Source organism: Rhizobium terrae, from assembly GCF_003425685.1.
Lineage (GTDB): Bacteria > Pseudomonadota > Alphaproteobacteria > Rhizobiales > Rhizobiaceae > Neorhizobium > Neorhizobium terrae.
The window spans coordinates 177,086-195,610 of the sequence record NZ_QJKM01000009.1 but is presented as its reverse complement, the minus strand read 5'-3'; the positions used below and the strand labels follow the sequence as shown (position 1 = coordinate 195,610).

The window sequence follows — 18,525 nt, the reverse complement described above, 5'->3', positions numbered from 1 at the left end:
GCGACTAAGGTGAATGACGTAGCTCCGCCCCGCCCTCCGCCGAGATTGCCGGTGGACAGGCGGAATGCCGCTGGCCTATCCTCCTTGCCGTCATTCCGCATCCTAATGATTTTCAGGGGAACAAGATGTTGAAACGCCTTTCACTCGCCACCGCCGTTTTCGCCGCCGCGGCGGCGCCTGCCCTCGCCCATCTCAACCCGGAGGAACACGGGTCGTTCATGGCCGGCGTCTCGCACCCGCTGTTCGGCATGGATCACATCCTGGTCATGGTGGCGGTCGGCCTTTGGGCGGCTCAGGTCGCCCAGAGCGAAAGCAGCGGCAAGGCGCTGTGGATCGTGCCGTCGGCTTTCGTCGGCACCATGGCGATCGGCTTTTTCCTGGCGGTCTCCGGCATAGGGCTTCCTTTCGTCGAACCGGCCATCCTCGCCTCGGTCATCGCTCTTGGCCTGCTGGTCGCCATGGCGGTCCGCCTGCCCACCGCTGCCTGTGCCGCGACCGTCGGCGTCTTCGCGCTCTTCCACGGCCATGCGCATGGGGAAGAACTGGGCTCGGCGGGCGCCCTCCAGTTCGGCATCGGCTTCATGATCGCCACGGCGCTGCTGCATATCGCCGGCATCGCACTCGGCCTCGGCATCGCCCGCGTCAGCCCATATGTCACCCGCGTCCTCGGCGCCGCCACCGCTCTGCTCGGCCTGTCTTTGGTTTTCGGCTGATCCCGGCCGCATTACCGAAATGTAAGGGAGTTCGGCTTTGAAAAGCCGAATTCCGTTCCTACCTCCTTGGTGATGGCAACAGCCCCCAAGGAGGCAACAATGTCACCGGAAGAACGCCAGATCCTGACCGCTCTTTTCGATCGCGTGCGCACCGCATCCTCAACACCCAGGGACCGCGACGCCGAAACCCTGATCGATCGGGCGACCCGCGAACAGCCCTATGCGGCCTATTACCTCGCCCAGGCCGTTATCGTGCAGGAAAAGGGGCTGGAGGCCGCGTCCAACCGAATCAAGGAACTGGAGGAGCGCGTCCGGCAGCTCGAATCCGAGGACAACGAGCATCACCGCGCCGAACAGGGCGGTGGTTTCCTGAGCTCGATCTTCGGCACCAGCCAATCGCAGCAGCCTGCCCGGCAGGCCGCTCCCGCCCCATCCTCCGGTCCCTGGAGTAGTGCCCCCCGCCAGAGCTATCGCACCGGCAGCGACTATGACGACGGCTATCGCGCGCCACCCTCGCCGTCCGGTCCCTGGAGCAGCCAAGCCATGCCATCGGCCGGCGGCAGTTTCCTGCGCGGCGCGCTCGGCACGGCAGCGGGCGTCGCCGGCGGCATGCTGCTCGCCAACTCGCTCTCCGGCATTTTCAGCAGCCACGCCAATTCGCTCGGCTGGGGCTCCCCCTTTGCCGGCGCAAACCCGTTCGGCAATCCCGCCGCACCGGCCGAGGAAACGATCATCAACAACAACTATTTCGGCGATGACGCAATACGCGAGGCGGCGGACAAGGACAATGCCGGCGATCGCGGTTCGGACGACAACGGCGGCTGGCAGCAGGCCGACTATGACGGCGACGATGCAGACGACCAGCCGGACTTCGACAACAGCGATTTCGACAACGACAATTCGATGGATGTATAGCCGCAGTTGAGCGTCGGCTTGCGGGTGCGCCTCGCCTTAGAGTGTGGCACGCTGTGCGCTGTCGATTTTCTTCACGATCGGCTAGACAACCGGCTTCAGCCAACCGCTTTCCGATATCCAGGTCACCGCATCGGAAAGTGATGACGGATTTCGTTGAAATAGTACTGGCCCGGCGACTTCGCCGTGATCAGCGCTTCGAATATGACCTTGGGCACCTGGCCGAATTCTCGGCGTTCGCCATTGGTCATGTAAAGGCAAAGGAACTTCCCCTCTTCATCGTAAGAGGCGGATTCGATCAGCTTGGAGCGAATTTCAGCACGCATGACAGTTTCCCGAAGGTGCAATCACTTCAAAATATCGTACGACTATGCCTGCAATTTTATAGTTTCCGCGCGGTTAATGTATTACCGAAGACAGCAAAGTGCAACGCACAAAGACGATTGACCCGAGGCCAGGTCGTCCGGGACGGTATCGCTGCGCGAGGTCGGGGCTGAGAAGACGCTCTTTTTCTCCGGCTCGAGCCCGCCGCCTCACCCACGTCCCCTATACGTCGCCACCCCCTGTTCGGGCAGCCATACGCCGGCCGGTGCCTCGCCCGTTTGCCAGAAGACGTCGATCGGAATGCCGCCGCGCGGATACCAATAGGCGCCGATCCGGAGCCATTTCGGATCGAGCAGGTCGACGATCCGCTTGGCGATGTAGATCGAGCAGTCCTCGTGGAAGGCGCCATGGTTGCGGAACGAATGCAGGAAGAGCTTCAGCGACTTCGATTCCACCAGAAAGCCGTCCGGAATGTAATCGATCACGATATGCGCGAAATCCGGCTGGCCGGTCATCGGGCAGAGCGAGGTGAATTCAGGTGCGGTGAAGCGCACCACGTAATCCGTGCCCTGGTTGCCGTTCGGCACCTTTTCCAGCACGGCCTCCTCGGGGCTTTTCGGAGATTCAACCTGGGATCCGAGCTGCGAGAGCCCGCTGACATCCGTCATCGTCATTTGCCTGTTCCTTCGACGTCTACCTTCTGGCCATGCGGATTTTCGCTCTCCGGCTCCACATGGATCGCCAACGTGGCGCCGGGAATAATCTCTTTGATCGCATCTTCCAAGCGGTCACAGATGCCGTGCGCCTCTTCGACACTCATCGCCGCCGGCACGACGAGGTGGAAATCGATGAAGGCCACTGCCCCCGCCCGGCGCGATTTGAGGTCGTGCACGCCGAGTGCGCCACCGGAATGGGCGGCGATCGCCTCGCGTACCGCCGCCTCCTCGTCGGGCTCCAGCGCCCGGTCCATCAGCCCGCCGAGCGAATGGGAGATGACCTTGTAACCCTGCCAGATGATGTTGCCGGCCACCAGGATGGCAAGTACCGGGTCGAGGATCGGGTTGCCCGTCCAGATTGCCAGGATGAGGCCGACGAAAACGCCCGCCGAAGTCACAACATCCGACATGATGTGCTGGCCGTCCGCCTGCATGGCCGGCGACCGATGTCTTCCGCCTTCCTTGATGAGCTTGCGCGCCCAGACGAAATTGACGGCGGTGGCGACGGCGTTGATGCCGAGGCCGAGAACCGGCACCTCCGGCAGTTTCGGCGACACGAGTCCCTGCCAGGCCTCGTTGATGATCAGCATTGCCGCGGCGACGATCAGCATGCCCTCAAGCACGGCCGAGATATATTCCGCCTTGTGGTGGCCGAACTGGTGATCGTGGTCGGCGGGCCGCTGCGCATAACGGATGACGAAATAGGCGATCATGGCGGCCGCCACGTTGACGAGCGATTCCAGCCCGTCGGAAAGCAGCGCGACCGAGCCCGTCACCCACCAGGCCAGCAACTTCAGCGCGATCACCCCGATCGATACCGGAATGCCCCAGAAGGCCAGCCGTTCGACCATCTTCTCATCTCTCGCCACGACCATTTCCTTTTTGCGCGTGCGAATGATTTGCAGAACCCAAGTCCCAAAACGGCGAAACCGCCGGAGCGAGATCGTCTCGCTCCGGCGGTTTCGGTTCGCCGGGGTATATGCCTCAGATGCGCCCATTTGTCAAAGGCCGTGCCCGTCCCGTCGCAGCCGTTCGGATGAAGCCAACCTCTCTTTAAGGCTGATCTCCGAAATGCAGACAACACCCGCCAAACGATATAAATTAGAGAAAACTAAAAGCGTAAGGGAGGAATTTGCCGCGATGACCTTTTTCGTCGATGTGGATCCGGAAACCATCCAGCGCGTGATCGTTCGGAGGCTCGGCGCAAATCGTTTCCGCGTCAAGACGAGCCTCTGCCTCGATCGGGGACTGGAGGTAAAGGTGGCAGATGCCGAGATCGAGGGAACGCCGGCACTGCGCCGCGCGCTTGCGCAGGCCGGTGTCGCCCGCGACGCCATAGAGGCGACCTTCGGCGTCGAGCCCCGCTGGCATTGGCCTGCGTGGTTCCTTCCCGCGGCATCGTTTGCCGGCTCCGCCATACTCGGCGGAGCGGTCATGATGATCTTCTAGGCCGCATGGCCGGCTTCATCTTACCGACGGCCTATCCGAAGACAACCGCCATGCCGATGCTGTCGATGAAGCGACCGTCGATCTTCACCGCATCGCGCGCCACGCCTTCGCGCACGAAGCCGACTTTTTCATAAAGCGCGATCGCTCTCGGGTTGTCCGCATGCACATGCAGTTCGACGCGATGGAGGCCGAGCTTTCGTGCGGCTTCCAGAGTCGCCGTGATCAATCGGGTGCCGAGCCCCTTGTCGCGATAGCCGGGAACGATGCCCATGCCGAGCGTACCGCAATGGGCATGGACCGGCCGCGAATTGCGGCGGATGTCGCACCAGCCGACCACCTTGGCGTCCACCATCGCCACGACCTGCGGATGGCCGTTCGCGATCATGTCCTGCACGAAGGGCCGCACGTCGTCGATCGGCGGCGCCTCCAGAAAGCTCAGGTATTTTCGTTCGCGCGACACCGTGTCGAGCGCCTTGCGAAAACTCTCGATATGCTCCTCGCGGATGGGCACGATCGCAATTTTTTCGAGCATTCTATGCCGCCTTCGTTTCGCGTTTCTTTGAAAGATGCGCCACGACGTTCTCGATCATCCGCATGCCGGCGTCGCCGCCGAGCGTCATGATCGATTCCGGATGGAACTGCACCGCCGCAATCGGTTCCCTGGCATGCTCGATGCCCATGATCGTGCCGTCCTCGCTTTCCGCCGTGATGATGAAATCCGGATGCAGCGTCTTCGGATCGGCGAAGATCGAATGGTAGCGGCCGACAGTCACTTCCTTGGCAAGGCCCGAGAAGACGATGCCCGGCTCTAGCACGCGGATGCGCGACGGCTTGCCGTGCATCGGCAGCGCCAGGTGGCGAAGCTCGCCGCCATAGGCTTCCGCGAGAGCCTGCAGGCCGAGGCAAACGCCGAAGATCGGCAGGTTTTTCGCCCGCGCCGTCTTGATCGTCGCCTTGCAGTCGAAGTCCTTGGGATTGCCGGGACCGGGCGAGAGCACCACGAGATCCGGATCGAAGCGGTCGAAAACCTCCTCCGGCACCGGGCTGCGTACGGTCGAAACCGTGGCCCCCGTCTGGCGGAAATAGTTGGCGAGCGTGTGGACGAAACTGTCCTCGTGGTCGACCAGCAGGATCTTGACGCCGAGCCCGACGCGGGCCACGTCGCGGCCGACCTTGCCTGTATTGCCGGAACGCGCGTCGCGAATGGCGGCAATCATCGCCGATGCCTTGAGTTCGGTCTCGGCCTCTTCCTCATGGGGATCGCTGTCGTTCAAAAGCGTTGCTCCTGCCCTCACCTCTGCAATGCCGTCCTTGATCCGGATGGTGCGCAGCGTCAAGCCCGTGTTCATGTCGCCGTTGAAGCCCACCATGCCGATCGCCCCGCCATACCAGGCGCGCGGGCTCTTCTCGTGGTTCTCGATGAAGCGCATCGCCCAGAGTTTCGGCGCGCCCGTGACCGTCACCGCCCAGGCGTGGCTCAGGAAGCCGTCGAAGGCGTCCATGTCCGGCCGCAGGCGGCCTTCGATATGGTCGACGGTGTGGATGAGCCGCGAATACATCTCGATCTGCCGGCGGCCGATCACCTTGACCGAGCCCGGTTCGCAGACGCGCGACTTATCGTTGCGGTCGACATCCGAGCACATAGTGAGTTCGGACTCGTCCTTCTTGGAATTCAGGAGCTTCAGGATCTGCTCGGAATCGGAGATCGCGTCCTCGCCGCGTTTGATCGTCCCGGAAATCGGGCAGGTCTCGATGCGCCGGCCGGAGACCCGCACGAACATTTCGGGCGAAGCGCCGACCAAATATTCCTGATCGCCGAGATTGATGAAGAAGGAATAGGGCGACGGATTGATCGCCTTCAGCCGGTTGGAGATCTCGGAAGGCCTCGAGTCGCAGCGTTCCATGAACTTCTGGCCGGGCACCACTTCGAAAAGGTCGCCGCGCCGAAAACTTTCCTTCGCCTTCGTGACGAGTTGCGCATATTCGCCGGGCTTGTGGTCGCCCTTCGGCGGGATCGTGTCGGTGCGCCTGAACGGATCGGACGCGATCTCGGCCGACTTGCCTTCGGTCGTCACGCCGTCTCTCGAAAAGTCGTACCGATCGATCCAGGCCTTGGCCGCATGGTGGTCCACGACCAGGATTTCGTCCGGCAAGTACAGCACCATGTCGCGCTGGTCTTCCGGACGCTCCATGGAGAGCTTGATCGCGTCGAACTGGAAGGCCAGATCGTAACCGAAAGCGCCGAACAGGCCGATCGCCGAATCCGCGTCCGAGTGGAAGAGATCGACCACGGCGCGCAGCACGGTAAACACCGTCGGCATCTTGGAGCGCTCTTCCTCGGTGAAAACCCGGGTCGGCTCGTTGACGGTGAGGTCCAGGCGCCGCTTGGTCAGGTCGCCGAGCGTCAGGTCCGCCGCCGTCTTCAGCCTCTCGGCGACGAAACCCAGCAGCACTTCGCCGCGTTCGTTATAGGCCTCGATCCACACCTTGCGACCATGCGAGGAGATACCGAGCGGCGGATCGGCGATCGCCGTATCCCAGCGGGTATAACGGCCCGGATACTCGTAATTCGAGGAAAACACCGCGCCGCGCCGTTCGTCGAGGCGATCGACATAGGAAGAGATGGCGGTCGCGTAATCCGCCGCCCGCCGTTGCCGGCTGACGGTGATCCCGCCCCTCGTCTCGTAGGTCTCCGAACCGTCATCCCGAATGATCGTTACCATTACCCTCTCCGATCTGGTTTGCCCGGGTTCCTTGCGCGACCAACAAAAAAGCCGCCTCGGTTTTCGGGCGGCTTTGCGTCTAGTCGATGGACATGACTGGTCAAGGCCGCGTGATGCGTGCCGGCCACCAGTTAGCGATGTTCATCAAGTTCGTCATGGGCCGAATTGTTAGCGTGGGATTGAAATCCGCGCAAGCGAATTTCTTGCGGCGTCGTGCGACCAAAACCGGGGCAAATGCGTTGCCTCTGCGCACCCCCCCTGGGACATCCGGCATGGGGCATCAAGGAGGCCAGGATGATGAAACGGGCCCTTTGCCTGATCGCGATGAGCGCGCCCCTTCTGCTCGGTGCGACGCCGCCGCCCGCGAGGCCGGTGCCGCGCGCGCAGCCGGCCGATGTCGTGGAAGCGAACTTCCTAACCCGGCTCCTCGATGGGTCTGGGGGGCAGAAACGTTCAACCGCCCACCGCCGCGCATCCCGGCCACCGCAGGGACGCGATGCGACACCCCAACCACCGGCAGTGGCGAACGTTCCCATACCCTTGCCGAAGCCGGCCGGACCGGTACCGGCAGGCGAAACCGCGCCCTTGGGACAGCCGCATCACGAAATGGCCAGAGACGATCAGGCAAATGGCGATCTTGCAAAAGATCAGGGCATCGCCGGCGGTGCAGCCGCGGAGAAGCCGAGTGGCGAAAAGCCGGCAGGAACACGCGCTGCACAGGCCGAACGGCAGCAGCCCCATGAGTCCCCGCAGCCGGCCTCGAAGGGCGGGGAAGATCCCAAACAGGATGCACAAGCGCCCGCCTCAAGAGCTTCGGACGTTCAGGCCAATCCGCCAGCCATCTCCGAAGTCCCGACCCCTCAACGGAAGCCGGAGGAAAATCCCGCTCCCGGCCAGCCGGCAACCGCCGCGACGGATGACGGCCCCAAACCCGACGGCAAGGAAAAGGAGGAAGAGACCGCCGGGACACCGCCTCCTCCACCCCCGCCTCCCCTCGTCAAGGAGGATCCGGAGGAACTGAAGGCCTGCCTTGCCGGCCTCACGGCGCTCGGCGCCAAGTTCGAGCCGACCGACCCGATCGACGACGGCGACGGCTGCGGCATCGAACACCCGATCGACGTGGCCGAAGTGCTGCCCGGCGTCGAGCTCGGCGGCGCGACGATGCGCTGCAAGACGGCGCTGACCATGGCCCACTGGCTGAAGGACACCGTTCAGCCGGCACTGAACATCGCCATGCCGGGCCGCCGGATCGTCGGCCTCGTGCCGGGCTCCACCTACTCCTGCCGGCTCCGCAACAGCGCCTCGACCGGCAAGATTTCCGAACACGCTCGCGGCAACGCCTTCGATGTCGCGGCCTTCAGGCTCGACAATGGCGAGAAGATGGAGATGAAGCCGCGAACGGAGGATTCGACGCTGGAAGGCGCCTTCCAGCGCACTGCCACCGCCGGCGCCTGCCTGCACTTCACCACCGTCCTGTCGCCGGGCAGCGATGCGGCCCATGAGACCCATCTGCATTTGGACGTGCTGGAGCGGAAGGGTGGATATCGGTATTGCCGGTAGGAAATCGTTCCATCCCTCGGCATCGGCGAACTTCCCTCATTCACCTGCCGGCACCTTCTCCCCGCGGGCGAGGAGAAGGACATATGCGGCGACCCGACCGCAGAGATGGGATGGCCGGATAATTCAGGAAACTCGGGGTAACGCACTTTCACGGGCGCCACCCCACTTCGATCATCACTCGACCCGGCGCCAGGCAATAAAAGAGATAACCGCCGCGCATCTCGCGCGGTTCGCCGACGAGTTCAGCCTCGCTGCCCTGAAGTTCCCGGTACAGCCGATCGACATCCGCTCTTTCCGCCTGGATGAAGCCGATATGGTAGGTAACGAGCCCGAGCGCCTGTTGCTCGCCGCCGCCGAATTTTTCGACGGGGCGGCTGATGACGATTTCGAGCCCGGCATCGTCCGCGAGGATGGCGAGCCCGTTCGCACCGCGCATCTCGTACAGAGCGAGGCCGAAATGCCGGACGAGAAAAGCGCTGGTTGCCGCGACGTCAGGCACATGGAGATCGAGATGGTTCATTCGCATGATATTCGTCCTTCGGAGTAATCCCCGGCGGAACGTTGCGAAAAGGCGCACGGAATCCGCCGAGAGCGGCGCGGGATGCGCCGTTTCTCGTCGCGGGTTCTCACATGCACTGAAACGTGGATGCGGATCAGAGCTTCCTTGCGGAAGGGGCCGTGCTTACCATATCCGGCCCTGCCTTTTTCGACGGCCGATCCCTAACATGCGGGACGCGACGGCTTCAAGCCCGCCGGTCTTACGTTACGGCGCAAGGCTGAACGGCCGGAAGCAGACATCGACGAACTTCTTGTAGCCGTATTCCCGGATCTTCAGGGTCTGGCATTCCTGAACTTCACGCCGGATATAGGTGGTGCGGACGACCCGCGGACGCTCGCGATAAATCGCGGCGCGCTGGGAATGGTATCCCTCCATGAGATCGGCGGCCCGGGCCACGGACTGGCCCGACAGCGCGGCAGCCGTTGCCAGGAATGCAATCAGGGGCATTTTCAGGGATACGATCGACATCGGGCTCTCTCCACGCACATGAAATGAACGGCTTCGTGCCATTCCTGCGCAGCATCAATTCGGCGGGCGGGTTTCGGTTCCAGCCGATGTAAGAGCTTGCCTCCAAGCCCTCAGAACAGCCCCTCCACGAAACCGTCCTCATTGAGGAAAATCCGCTCGGCGGACGGCACCCGCGGCAGGCCGGGCATGGTCATGATTTCGCCGGTGATGGCGACGACGAAACCGGCGCCGGCCGAAAGCCTCACTTCCCGCACATGCACCACATGCCCCTCCGGCGCGCCGCGTAGATTGGGATCGGTGGAGAACGAATATTGCGTCTTCGCCATGCAGACCGGCAGATCGCCGTAACCCTGCTCCTCCCAGGCCTTCAGCTGGTCGCGCACGCCGCGGTCGGCCGTCACCTCGCCGGCGTGATAGATCTTCGATGCGACGATCTCGATCTTTTCCATCAGCGGCAGTTTCTCCGGGTAAAGCGGCTGGAATTGCGCCTGGCCGCCTTCGGCAAGCTCGATCACCTTGTAGGCCAGTTCCTCGATGCCCGCAGAACCATCGGCCCAATGCCGGCAGACGATCGCCTCCGCCCCGTGCCGCGCCACGAATTCCTTGACCGCCGCGATCTCGCCTTCCGTATCCGAGGTGAAATGGTTGATGGCGACCACCACAGGCACCCCGAATTTCCGGACATTGGCGATGTGGCGGCCGAGATTGGACGAGCCGCGTTTCGCCGCCTCGACATTCTCCGCCGAAAGCTCGTCCTTCTTCACCCCGCCGTTCATCTTCAGCGCCCGCACGGTGGCGACGATCACCGCCGCATCCGGTTTCAGCCCCGCCTTGCGGCATTTGATGTCGAAGAATTTTTCCGCCCCGAGATCGGCGCCGAACCCGGCTTCCGTCACGACATACTCGCCAAGCTTCAGCGCCGTTTTGGTGGCGATCACCGAATTGCAGCCATGCGCGATATTGGCGAAAGGCCCGCCATGCACGAAGGCCGGGTTGTTTTCCAGCGTCTGGACGAGGTTCGGCTGCATCGCGTCCTTGAGCAGGACCGTCATCGCCTTGTGCGCCTTGAGGTCTCGGGCGAATACCGGAGACCGGTCGAACCGGTAGCCGATGACGATCTCGCCGAGCCGCCTTTCGAGATCCTCAAGGTCGGCCGCGAGGCAGAGGATCGCCATCACTTCGGAAGCAACGGTGATGTCGAAGCCGCTTTCGCGCGGAAAACCGTTGGCGACGCCGCCGAGCGAGACGACCGTATGCCTGAGCGCCCGGTCGTTCATGTCCATCACCCGCCGCCAGCTGATCCGCCGCGTGTCGATGTTCTCGGCATTGCCCCAATAGATATGGTTGTCGATCATCGTCGACAGCAGGTTGTGCGCCGAGGTGATGGCGTGGAAATCGCCGGTAAAATGCAGGTTGATATCCTCCATCGGGATCACCTGCGCATAACCGCCGCCGGCGGCTCCGCCCTTGACGCCGAAGCAGGGACCGAGAGAGGGCTCGCGAATGCAGATCACGGCGCGTTTGCCGACGCGGTTCAACCCGTCGCCCAGGCCGACCGTCGTGGTCGTCTTGCCCTCGCCGGCCGGCGTCGGATTGATCGCCGTGACGAGGATCAGCTTGCCGTCGGGACGGGAGGCGAGCGAGGAGATGAAATCCGCGCCGATCTTCGCCTTGTCGTGGCCATAGGGAGCCAGCGCATCCGCCGGTATGCCGAGCCGCGCGCCTATCTCCGCGATCGGCTTCTTTTTTGCCGCACGTGCGATCTCGATGTCCGATTTCACGATTGCCATGCTCCGCCCCCCACCTTCACGGATCCCGTGATATGTCCGCGCGGTTATGAATAACGAAGGAAAAGCAACGTGGGAATAGCGGGAACATCGGCTGTACACGGAGCTCGCACAATAAGGAGCTTGCGCAATAAAAAGAGGCGGCGCGATCGCTCGCGCCGCCTCGGAGGCGTCCCCCGCCCCTTGTGTTTGGTTGTGTTGGTCAGAACCGCTGTGTCAGCGAAATCTTGAACGTCCGGCCCGGCTCCGAATAGTAGTCCCGCGGCTGAACCGTGCCCGGAGGCGTGGGCGTGAAATCGACGTTCCGGACCGACAGGGCATTGTAGTAGGTCTTGTCGAAGATGTTGTAGATGCCGGCCTGGATGCGCAGCCCCTTGACCTGTTCCGGCTCCCACCAGCCGGTCAGGTTCGCGATGCCATAGCCGGGGGCGTCGAAAGTATCCGCGTCCCCGTCATCGGCCATGCCGGCTGCGAAAATGCCTGTCAGGTCCGCGCCCCAGCTCTCCTCTTCGTAACCCAGTCCGACGATCGCCTTGAGCGGCGCTACGGTGCGGATCAGTTCGTTGTTGTCCTGGTCTTCGCCATAGGCATAGGCGAGCGAGCCGCTCACATGGAAGCCGTTGGCCAGTTCCTTGCGTGCGCTGACTTCAACGCCGGAAATACTGACCCGGGCGCGGTTGCGGAACCTCTCCGTGAAGGTGGTGCCGGCAAGACCCGGTACGATCGTTTCCACGTCGATGAAGTTCTTGTAGCGATTGTGGAAGAGCGTCAGCTTTGCGGTCAGGTCGTTGCTGTTGTAGCTCGCGCCGACTTCGAAACCGTTCGAGGTTTCCGGCTTGAGGTCCGGGTTGCCGATGTGGGCATAGTTGCCCGCGAGCAGGTTGGTGAAATTGACGTAGAGTTCGTTCACCGTCGGTGCCCGGAAGCCCATCGACCACTGGCCGAAAAGCTGCACCTCCGGGGTCAGGTCGTAGGTGGCAAGCAGCTTCGGCGAAAGCCGCATGCCGTCCTGCCCGTCAGGCATGCCGAAAACACCGACACCCGCGTTGTTGTTGAAGCCCGAAGACGTTTTCGGATCGTACTTGTACCAGTCGAAACGGACACCGGGCGTCAGCGTGAAGCCGGTCTGGCCGAACGTCAGCTCGTCTTCGATGTAAAGCCCGACCTTGCTGCCGTCCACATCCGGCATATCCGCTTGCGAGAACGTGACGGCGCTTGCCGGGCTTACCGTCAGGAAGCCGGTCGTGTCGGAGATCGATGCAAGCCCGCCGAAACGCAGTTCGTGATCGACGTCGCCCGTCTCGAAACGGGAGATCAGGCCTCCGGTGATGCCGAAGGAGCTTTCCTCCATGTCGTTGTCGCGCAGATAGCTCGCCCCGCTGTTGCGCGTACCTTCCGACCCCGCTTCCTTGGTCAGCTTCTGCCAGTAGAGCGTCAGCGATGCCGCATCGATAGGACCGCCTGCGGCCGGAGCTTCATATTCGTAATCGACGGACACCCGTTCGCGGCGCGTGTTGTCGAAGCCGTCATAGTCATTGGGGTTGAACGCCGTTGCCGGCGCGGTGTTTGCCAGCGTCTTGAGTTCGCTGTCGATCTGCTTGTCGAAACGTTCCGCAGTGAAGCCGATGCGGTGCCCGCCCTCGATATCCTGCCGCAGTTTGAACAGCAGGTTGTTCTGGTCGAAATCCGCCGGATTCGGCTCGGTGCGGCTGGTGAAGACTCCGCCGACATCACCCTTGTTCTTGCGCTCATGCCCCTTCTTCAGGCCACCCTGGAAGAGGATGGACGTATTCTGGATCTTCTTGGCGACGGCAACGGAACCGCCGACGCTGTCGTTCTCGCCGTCATAGGTCAGCTTGGCGACGCCACCCCAGTCACGACCTTCGCCGATGAGGTCCTCCGGCTCCAAGGTGCGAAGAACAAGGGCGCCGCCGAGGGCACCGTTGCCGATACGGCTGGAATCGGCGCCGCGAACCACGTCCACCGTGGAAAGCGACGAGAAATCGAAGCTGTCGTTTCCGTCGCTGATCCCGGTTGTCGGCGATTGAGATCCGGTACGCGCATCGTTGCTCATGAACGGTATCGGAATATTGTCGACAAGCGTCACCACGCGGGGACCGCCAAGGCCGCGGATGAACATCCCGCCTGCAACGCCGGGGCGGCTCTCGACGAAATCGATGCCGGGCTCGGTCGTATTCCCGAGATCCCTGACGTTGCCGATCTCCTTCTTGGCGATCTCGTCCGCCGTGGTCTGGCTGGCGAGTGGCGTATCCGCCACGACGTTGCCCGCGTTCACCCTTTTCCCCTTCAGCACGATCGGCTGGAGGGTCGTATCCCGCTGGGAGGCAGCCTCTTGCGCAACCGCACCTGAGGCAAGGGAAAGCACCGCGAGCGCGGTGCAGGTAAGCAGGCTGGATCGCGAGTGGCGGCTGGCCATGACTGTCCTTTCACGCGGCCGCACGCAACCATCGACGCGTGAACACGCGCCGTAGGGCGGCGACCCTTCTTCAAATCTGGCGAAACTGTGGCGGGAGGCAAAAATTTGCCTTATTCATGCCATTAGAAAACATGACTTTGATTGTCAATTATTAAAACATGAGTTTTCTCTTCAAATTTAACGATGTGATTTCCCGTGACCTGAAAGCCACGTCCCGAGGCGATCTCGTCGACCCACTTCCTGCAGATCTTTCTCAATGCCAATCAGTGCGAAGATGGCAAGCTGATGTGGTACACGATCATCCCCCTCGCATTTGTCGTCTCGGCCGTCATGCTCGGCTGGCTGGAAAGCATCATGCCCAGGACGAAAGCAAAGAAATACGAGGAGACGTAGGCGGCTTCGAAGACGCTTTTCGGAGCACGCCGAAGCCGTTGACAATTTTTGGAAATTTGCCGCTCTTGTCGTGTCTCTTTCACCTGACTGGAGACGAGCCGCATGACGCATTTTCCCTATATCGGATCAGGTCCCTATTGCTACGCGAATTCCTTCGCCATGATGTTCGGCGCGAAGGCGCCGTCGGTCGCCGTCATCGAGTTTGCGACCGGCAGCCCTTTCGGCATGCAGCTGGTGAATGGAACACTGCCCTTCTTCGATCCCTACGGCTGGACACCGGAAGCAGGCTTCGAAGACGCTCTCGCCGCCCTCGGTTGGACCTCGCAGACAATCCGCAGTCCGACCGCCGAAGCTGCATTCGCAACCCTCAAGGATGCGCTCTCATTCGGCCCCGCCTGGGTTGGGCCTGTGGAAATGGGCCATCTCCATCATCAGCCAGGCATGACGGGGCCGATTGGCGCCGATCATTACGTGGTCGTCATGGGATTGGAAGAAGACAGCGTCATCATGCACGACCCGCAGGGCTATCCCTATGCTTCCCTGCCGCTCGGTAATTTTATGCAGGCATGGAGGGCTGAAACCCTTGGCTACGGCTCCCCTTTCACCTTGAGAACCGGTTTTCATCAGGTGGAGAACGTTCCGGAAGAGGAGAGCATCCGCAGGTCCCTCTCCTCCGCCAGACGATGGCTATCCATGGTCGCGGGGTCCCACGCAGCAACAACGGCACTTGGCAACGGCCAGGCCGCCGAACGTCTTGCCGAATTGATCGACGCTGGAGCCGATCCAGACCTGCGAGGGCACCTGATCCATTTCGCCGTTCGGGTCGGCGCTCGGCGTGCTGCCGATGCAGCCGCCTGCCTGGCTCGGATTGGCCTTCGAGAAGCTGCGGGCATCATGGATCGCCAGGCGAGGCTCGTCGGCTCGCTTCAATATCCCCTGGTCGTCGGGGATGATGCAACGGCCGCAAATGCACTTCGCATGCTTGCGCCGACCTATGCGAACCTGCTGGCGGCGCTGAGCGATCAGCGGTGAATTCCGCCGATCGGGAGATTTGTGGTGAAGGCCGGAACAATCCGATCTTGTCGTTCCCCGGGGTACGGAACTTGCTGGAGAAGGCGTTCGAACCTCGGGCGGACGCATGAGGCGCTTCGGCCTGCGTTGGACGCTCAAGGCGGCGCAGAGGCACCGGTTGCCGGCGCCTCACTTTGCCGCGACGCGCTCGGCTCCCCAAAACGCTCCGCCGGAGCGTTTTGCCGGCCGCATCGACTCCCGGCCCTTCGCCGGGTTCAGGGCGTCTGCCCCTACAATCGTTCGCTGGAGCGATTGCTCGGGCTTTGCCCATCCGGTCCTCACCCCTCCCCGATCGCGATCAGGCTGGCATTGCCGCCGGCCGCCGCGGTGTTGACCGAGATCACCTGCTCCTCGGCAAACCGCATCAGATAGGCCGGGCCGCCCGCCTTGAAGCCCGTGCCGGAAAGGCCCGATCCGCCGAAGGGCTGGGTGCCGACCACCGCCCCGATCATGTTGCGGTTAACGTAGACATTGCCGACATCCAGCGTCTCGGTCACCTTGCGGATGGTCGCCTCGATGCGGCTGTGGATGCCGAGCGTCAGGCCGTATCCGGTGGCATCGACCGCGGCGAGCACCTTGTCGAGATCCCTGGCCTTGAAGCGCACGACATGCAGAACCGGGCCGAAGACTTCCTTGCTCAGCGCCGCAGCATTGTCGAGTTCGATGACGTGGGGCGCGAAGAAATTGCCGGTCTCCGGCACCTTGCCGGCATAACGTACCTTCTGCTTCGCCCGCATATCCGTCACGTGGTCGGCGAGCATCCGGCGCTGGGCCTCGTCGATGATCGGCCCGACATCGGTATTCTGCCGGATGGGATCGCCGAGATTGAGCTCGGCCGCAGCACCTTCGATCATTTTCAGCATGCCGTCCGCCACATCCTCCTGCAGGAAGAGCAGGCGCAGTGCCGAGCAGCGCTGGCCGGCCGAGCGGAAGGCCGACATGACGACGTCATCCGCCACCTGTTCCGAAAGCGCCGTCGCATCGACGATCATCGCATTGATGCCGCCGGTTTCGGCGATCAGCGGCACGATCGGCCCGTCCTTGGCGGCGAGCGCCCGGTTGATCGCATGAGCCGTCCTCGTCGAGCCGGTAAAGGCCACGCCGGCGAGTTTCGGGTGGGCGGTGATTGCCGCCCCGACCTCGGGGCCACCGGGCACCAGCGCCAGAACCTCGGCCGGCACGCCGGCCTGATGGAACAATCTTATGGCCTCGAACGCGATCAGCGGCGTCTGCGGCGCCGGCTTGGCGACGACCGCGTTACCCGCGACCAGTGCCGCGGAAATCTGTCCGAAGAAGATGGCGAGCGGGAAGTTCCAGGGCGAGATGCAGCCGAACACGCCGCGGCCGCGCCACAGATGCCGGTTGTCCTCGCCGGTCGGTCCCGGCATCGGCGTCGGCACGCCGAAAAGTTCGCGGCCCTTGTCGGCGTAATAGCGGCAGAAATCCACCGCCTCGCGGATTTCCGCGATCCCGTCGTCAAGCGTCTTGCCCGCCTCGGCGGCAAGCAGCGCCAGCAGCCGGTCGCGATTGTCTTCGAGAAGCCCCGCCGCCCGTTCCAGGCAGGCGGCGCGTAGATCCACCGGCTGGCGCGACCAGGCCTTGAAAGCCCTGGCCGCAGCGGCAAAAGCTGTATCGACATCCGCCGGCGTCGCGTCCTTCACGGTACCGACAACCTTCGAACGATCCGACGGCGACTTGACCGGCCTCGCCTCGGCCTTTGAAACCACGCCCGCGACCAGCGGACCGGCAGCCACCTCCGGCAGCGGCTTTGCGAGCGTCGCCATCAGCCGCTCGAGGTTTTCGCGGTGGCCGAATTCGAAACCGGCGCTGTTCTTGCGGCGGCCGTAGAGTTCCGAAGGCAGCGGGATCTGCTTGTGCCGGGCGCTGATGCCGTCATCGAGCCCGAGTCGCTTCGCCGGCCGCTCCAGGAGCTTTTCGACGGCGACGTTCTTGTCTCCGGCAACCGCCACGAAGGAGGAGTTGGCGCCGTTTTCCAGAAGGCGGCGGACGAGATAGGCGAGCAGGTCGCGATAGCCGCCGACCGGCGCATAGATGCGGCAGGCGATCCGGTCGTTGCTTTCCAGAAGGTCGTCATAAAGTGCCTCTCCCATGCCGTGCAGGCGCTGGAATTCGAAACCGGTGCGATCAGGTCCGGCAAGCTCCAGGATGGTCGAGACGGTAAGGGCATTGTGCGTCGCGAACTGCGGAAAGATGCGGGCTCGCTTGGAAAGGAGCTGCTGGGCGCAGGCGAGATAGGAAAGGTCCGTCGCCGGCTTGCGGGTCCAGACCGGATAATCCTCAAGCCCCCGCTCCTGCGTCCGCTTCACTTCCGTATCCCAATAGGCGCCCTTGACGAGGCGCACCATCATCCGCCGGCCGAGCGTCGTGCAGAGTTGGTCGATGTAATCGATCACCGCCGGCGCTCGCTTCTGGTAGGCCTGGATCGCCAACCCGAACCCGTCCCAGCCGGCGAGCGACGGGTCGGAGAAGACGGCTGCGATCACGTCGAGCGACAGTTCCAGCCGGTCGGCCTCTTCCGCATCGACGGTGAAGTTGAGCTGATGTTCCTTGGCCATCCGCGCCAGGTCGAGAAGATCGGGCACCAGTTCCCGCATCACCCGATCGCGGTGGGTGGCGAGATAGCGCGGATGCAACGCCGACAATTTGACGGAGATGCCCATCCGGTCGGGCAGTTGTTTGCCCTTGCCGTTCTTCGCCATGAAGGCGCCGATCGACTGGATCGCATCCGCGTAGGAGCGGAAATAACGCTTGGCGTCTTCCCTCGTGCGGGCGCCCTCGCCCAGCATGTCGAAGGAATGGCGATAGCCCTTCTCCTCGCTCTTGGCGGCCCGCGACAGGGCATCCTTCATCGTTTCGCCGAGCACGAAATGATGGCCGAGGAAACGCATCGCCTGCTTTGTGGCGCTGCGCACGGTCGGCAGGCCGACGCGCTTGACGAGGCCGCGGAGGATTCCTTCCGGCGTCTCGCCGGGGCCGATGACCCGGGCTGAGACGGCGAGTGCCCATGCGGAAGCCGAGACGAACCAGCTTTCGCCGGAAGCCTCATGGGTGCTCCAGCCGCCTTCGCGCAGCTTGTCTTCGATCAGCCGGTCCTGGGTCAGCGAGTCCGGCACGCGCAAGAGCGCCTCGGCAAGCACCATCAGCGCCAGCCCTTCCCGCGTCGAAAGGCCGTATTCGCGCAAGAAATCCTCGACGCCACCGACCTTGCCAGCCCCGTCGCGGATCGCATTGATCATCCGGCGTGCCCGCTGGTCGATCGCCGCATCCTGGGCAGGCGTGAAGCTGGTCCGCGCGGCGAACTGCCGGATCAACCGGTCGTCGTCGCCGGCATAGGGTGCGTTGAAAGCGATGAGGGGCTCGGCGAGGATCGTCTGGTTCTGGTTCATGGGCGT

Annotated in this window: 15 protein-coding genes and 1 pseudogene; 6 read left to right on the top strand and 10 right to left on the bottom strand. The window is 63.0% G+C overall.

Annotated features, from left to right (window positions below):
- Positions 1 to 125: 125 nt before the first annotated feature.
- Positions 126 to 713, top strand: a complete 588-nt coding sequence (locus DMO26_RS18430) for a HupE/UreJ family protein (RefSeq protein WP_117193618.1) — start codon at positions 126 to 128, stop codon at positions 711 to 713.
- A gap of 99 nt (positions 714 to 812) precedes the next feature.
- The gene (locus tag DMO26_RS18425) at positions 813 to 1,628 is read left to right on the top strand and encodes a DUF2076 domain-containing protein (RefSeq protein WP_117193617.1); all 816 of its coding nucleotides are present in this window, start codon (positions 813 to 815) and stop codon (positions 1,626 to 1,628) included.
- 122 nt (positions 1,629 to 1,750) lie between these two features.
- Here DMO26_RS18425 and DMO26_RS18420 read toward each other — a convergent pair whose 3' ends face one another.
- The 3 genes from DMO26_RS18420 to DMO26_RS18410 form a co-directional block, all read right to left on the bottom strand.
- On the bottom strand, positions 1,751 to 1,951 hold the full coding sequence (locus DMO26_RS18420) for a KTSC domain-containing protein (protein ID WP_226951343.1): 201 nt from the start codon (positions 1,949 to 1,951) through the stop codon (positions 1,751 to 1,753).
- A gap of 207 nt (positions 1,952 to 2,158) precedes the next feature.
- Positions 2,159 to 2,623, bottom strand: a complete 465-nt coding sequence (gene queF, locus DMO26_RS18415) for a preQ(1) synthase (protein ID WP_117193615.1) — start codon at positions 2,621 to 2,623, stop codon at positions 2,159 to 2,161.
- On the bottom strand, positions 2,620 to 3,540 hold the full coding sequence (locus DMO26_RS18410) for a cation diffusion facilitator family transporter (protein ID WP_226951342.1): 921 nt from the start codon (positions 3,538 to 3,540) through the stop codon (positions 2,620 to 2,622). Before DMO26_RS18410 ends, queF begins: the two co-directional genes overlap by 4 nt.
- A 265-nt stretch (positions 3,541 to 3,805) precedes the next feature.
- On the opposite strand from DMO26_RS18410, the gene DMO26_RS18405 reads away from it, so the two are divergent.
- Positions 3,806 to 4,114 carry a hypothetical protein gene (locus DMO26_RS18405; RefSeq protein WP_117193614.1) on the top strand — a complete coding sequence of 103 codons (309 nt, stop codon included), beginning with the start codon at positions 3,806 to 3,808 and terminating at the stop codon, positions 4,112 to 4,114.
- 31 nt (positions 4,115 to 4,145) lie between these two features.
- On the opposite strand, the gene DMO26_RS18400 is transcribed toward DMO26_RS18405, so the two are convergent.
- Positions 4,146 to 4,646: a GNAT family N-acetyltransferase gene (locus DMO26_RS18400; RefSeq protein WP_117193613.1), complete on the bottom strand. Its 501-nt coding sequence runs from the start codon at positions 4,644 to 4,646 to the stop codon at positions 4,146 to 4,148.
- A gap of 1 nt (position 4,647) precedes the next feature.
- The gene (locus DMO26_RS18395) at positions 4,648 to 6,837 is read right to left on the bottom strand and encodes an anthranilate synthase (protein WP_117193612.1); all 2,190 of its coding nucleotides are present in this window, start codon (positions 6,835 to 6,837) and stop codon (positions 4,648 to 4,650) included.
- A 294-nt stretch (positions 6,838 to 7,131) separates the two neighbouring features.
- Here DMO26_RS18395 and DMO26_RS18390 point away from each other — a divergent pair, with 294 nt between their 5' ends.
- Positions 7,132 to 8,397, top strand: coding sequence for an extensin family protein (locus DMO26_RS18390; RefSeq protein WP_162894965.1), 1,266 nt, complete (start codon positions 7,132 to 7,134; stop codon positions 8,395 to 8,397).
- A 148-nt stretch (positions 8,398 to 8,545) separates the two neighbouring features.
- Here DMO26_RS18390 and DMO26_RS18385 read toward each other — a convergent pair whose 3' ends face one another.
- The 4 genes from DMO26_RS18385 to DMO26_RS18370 form a co-directional block, all read right to left on the bottom strand.
- Complete coding sequence (locus DMO26_RS18385) at positions 8,546 to 8,923, bottom strand: VOC family protein (RefSeq protein ID WP_117193609.1); 378 nt, start codon at positions 8,921 to 8,923, stop codon at positions 8,546 to 8,548.
- A 237-nt stretch (positions 8,924 to 9,160) separates the two neighbouring features.
- Complete coding sequence (locus DMO26_RS18380) at positions 9,161 to 9,424, bottom strand: hypothetical protein (RefSeq protein ID WP_117193608.1); 264 nt, start codon at positions 9,422 to 9,424, stop codon at positions 9,161 to 9,163.
- 110 nt (positions 9,425 to 9,534) lie between these two features.
- Positions 9,535 to 11,214, bottom strand: coding sequence for a formate--tetrahydrofolate ligase (locus tag DMO26_RS18375; RefSeq protein ID WP_117193607.1), 1,680 nt, complete (start codon positions 11,212 to 11,214; stop codon positions 9,535 to 9,537).
- Between the two features lie 199 nt (positions 11,215 to 11,413).
- On the bottom strand, positions 11,414 to 13,648 hold the full coding sequence (locus DMO26_RS18370; RefSeq protein WP_117193606.1) for a TonB-dependent hemoglobin/transferrin/lactoferrin family receptor: 2,235 nt from the start codon (positions 13,646 to 13,648) through the stop codon (positions 11,414 to 11,416).
- 219 nt (positions 13,649 to 13,867) lie between these two features.
- On the opposite strand from DMO26_RS18370, the pseudogene DMO26_RS35180 reads away from it, so the two are divergent.
- Positions 13,868 to 14,041 (top strand): annotated as a pseudogene (locus DMO26_RS35180) (TIGR00645 family protein); the annotation flags it as partial.
- Positions 14,042 to 14,143: 102 nt separating this feature from the next.
- Complete coding sequence (locus DMO26_RS18365; protein WP_117193605.1) at positions 14,144 to 15,073, top strand: hypothetical protein; 930 nt, start codon at positions 14,144 to 14,146, stop codon at positions 15,071 to 15,073.
- Between the two features lie 317 nt (positions 15,074 to 15,390).
- Here DMO26_RS18365 and putA read toward each other — a convergent pair whose 3' ends face one another.
- Positions 15,391 to 18,519 carry a bifunctional proline dehydrogenase/L-glutamate gamma-semialdehyde dehydrogenase PutA gene (gene putA, locus DMO26_RS18360; RefSeq protein WP_117193604.1) on the bottom strand — a complete coding sequence of 1,043 codons (3,129 nt, stop codon included), beginning with the start codon at positions 18,517 to 18,519 and terminating at the stop codon, positions 15,391 to 15,393.
- Between the last annotated feature and the right edge of the window lie 6 nt (positions 18,520 to 18,525).

What these genes read in the sequence shown, in the direction of transcription:
- DMO26_RS18430 (WP_117193618.1), top strand. Translation starts at nt 126, where the DNA reads ATGTTGAAACGCCTTTCACTCGCCACCGCCGTTTTCGCCGCCGCGGCG.
- DMO26_RS18390 (WP_162894965.1), top strand. Translation starts at nt 7,132, where the DNA reads ATGATGAAACGGGCCCTTTGCCTGATCGCGATGAGCGCGCCCCTTCTG.
- queF (WP_117193615.1), bottom strand. Translation starts at nt 2,623, where the DNA reads ATGACGATGACGGATGTCAGCGGGCTCTCGCAGCTCGGATCCCAGGTT.
- DMO26_RS18405 (WP_117193614.1), top strand. Translation starts at nt 3,806, where the DNA reads ATGACCTTTTTCGTCGATGTGGATCCGGAAACCATCCAGCGCGTGATC.
- DMO26_RS18425 (WP_117193617.1), top strand. Translation starts at nt 813, where the DNA reads ATGTCACCGGAAGAACGCCAGATCCTGACCGCTCTTTTCGATCGCGTG.
- DMO26_RS18365 (WP_117193605.1), top strand. Translation starts at nt 14,144, where the DNA reads ATGACGCATTTTCCCTATATCGGATCAGGTCCCTATTGCTACGCGAAT.
- DMO26_RS18370 (WP_117193606.1), bottom strand. Translation starts at nt 13,648, where the DNA reads ATGGCCAGCCGCCACTCGCGATCCAGCCTGCTTACCTGCACCGCGCTC.
- DMO26_RS18375 (WP_117193607.1), bottom strand. Translation starts at nt 11,214, where the DNA reads ATGGCAATCGTGAAATCGGACATCGAGATCGCACGTGCGGCAAAAAAG.
- DMO26_RS18380 (WP_117193608.1), bottom strand. Translation starts at nt 9,424, where the DNA reads ATGTCGATCGTATCCCTGAAAATGCCCCTGATTGCATTCCTGGCAACG.
- DMO26_RS18395 (WP_117193612.1), bottom strand. Translation starts at nt 6,837, where the DNA reads ATGGTAACGATCATTCGGGATGACGGTTCGGAGACCTACGAGACGAGG.
- DMO26_RS18400 (WP_117193613.1), bottom strand. Translation starts at nt 4,646, where the DNA reads ATGCTCGAAAAAATTGCGATCGTGCCCATCCGCGAGGAGCATATCGAG.
- DMO26_RS18385 (WP_117193609.1), bottom strand. Translation starts at nt 8,923, where the DNA reads ATGCGAATGAACCATCTCGATCTCCATGTGCCTGACGTCGCGGCAACC.
- DMO26_RS18420 (WP_226951343.1), bottom strand. Translation starts at nt 1,951, where the DNA reads ATGCGTGCTGAAATTCGCTCCAAGCTGATCGAATCCGCCTCTTACGAT.
- putA (WP_117193604.1), bottom strand. Translation starts at nt 18,519, where the DNA reads ATGAACCAGAACCAGACGATCCTCGCCGAGCCCCTCATCGCTTTCAAC.
- DMO26_RS18410 (WP_226951342.1), bottom strand. Translation starts at nt 3,540, where the DNA reads ATGGTCGTGGCGAGAGATGAGAAGATGGTCGAACGGCTGGCCTTCTGG.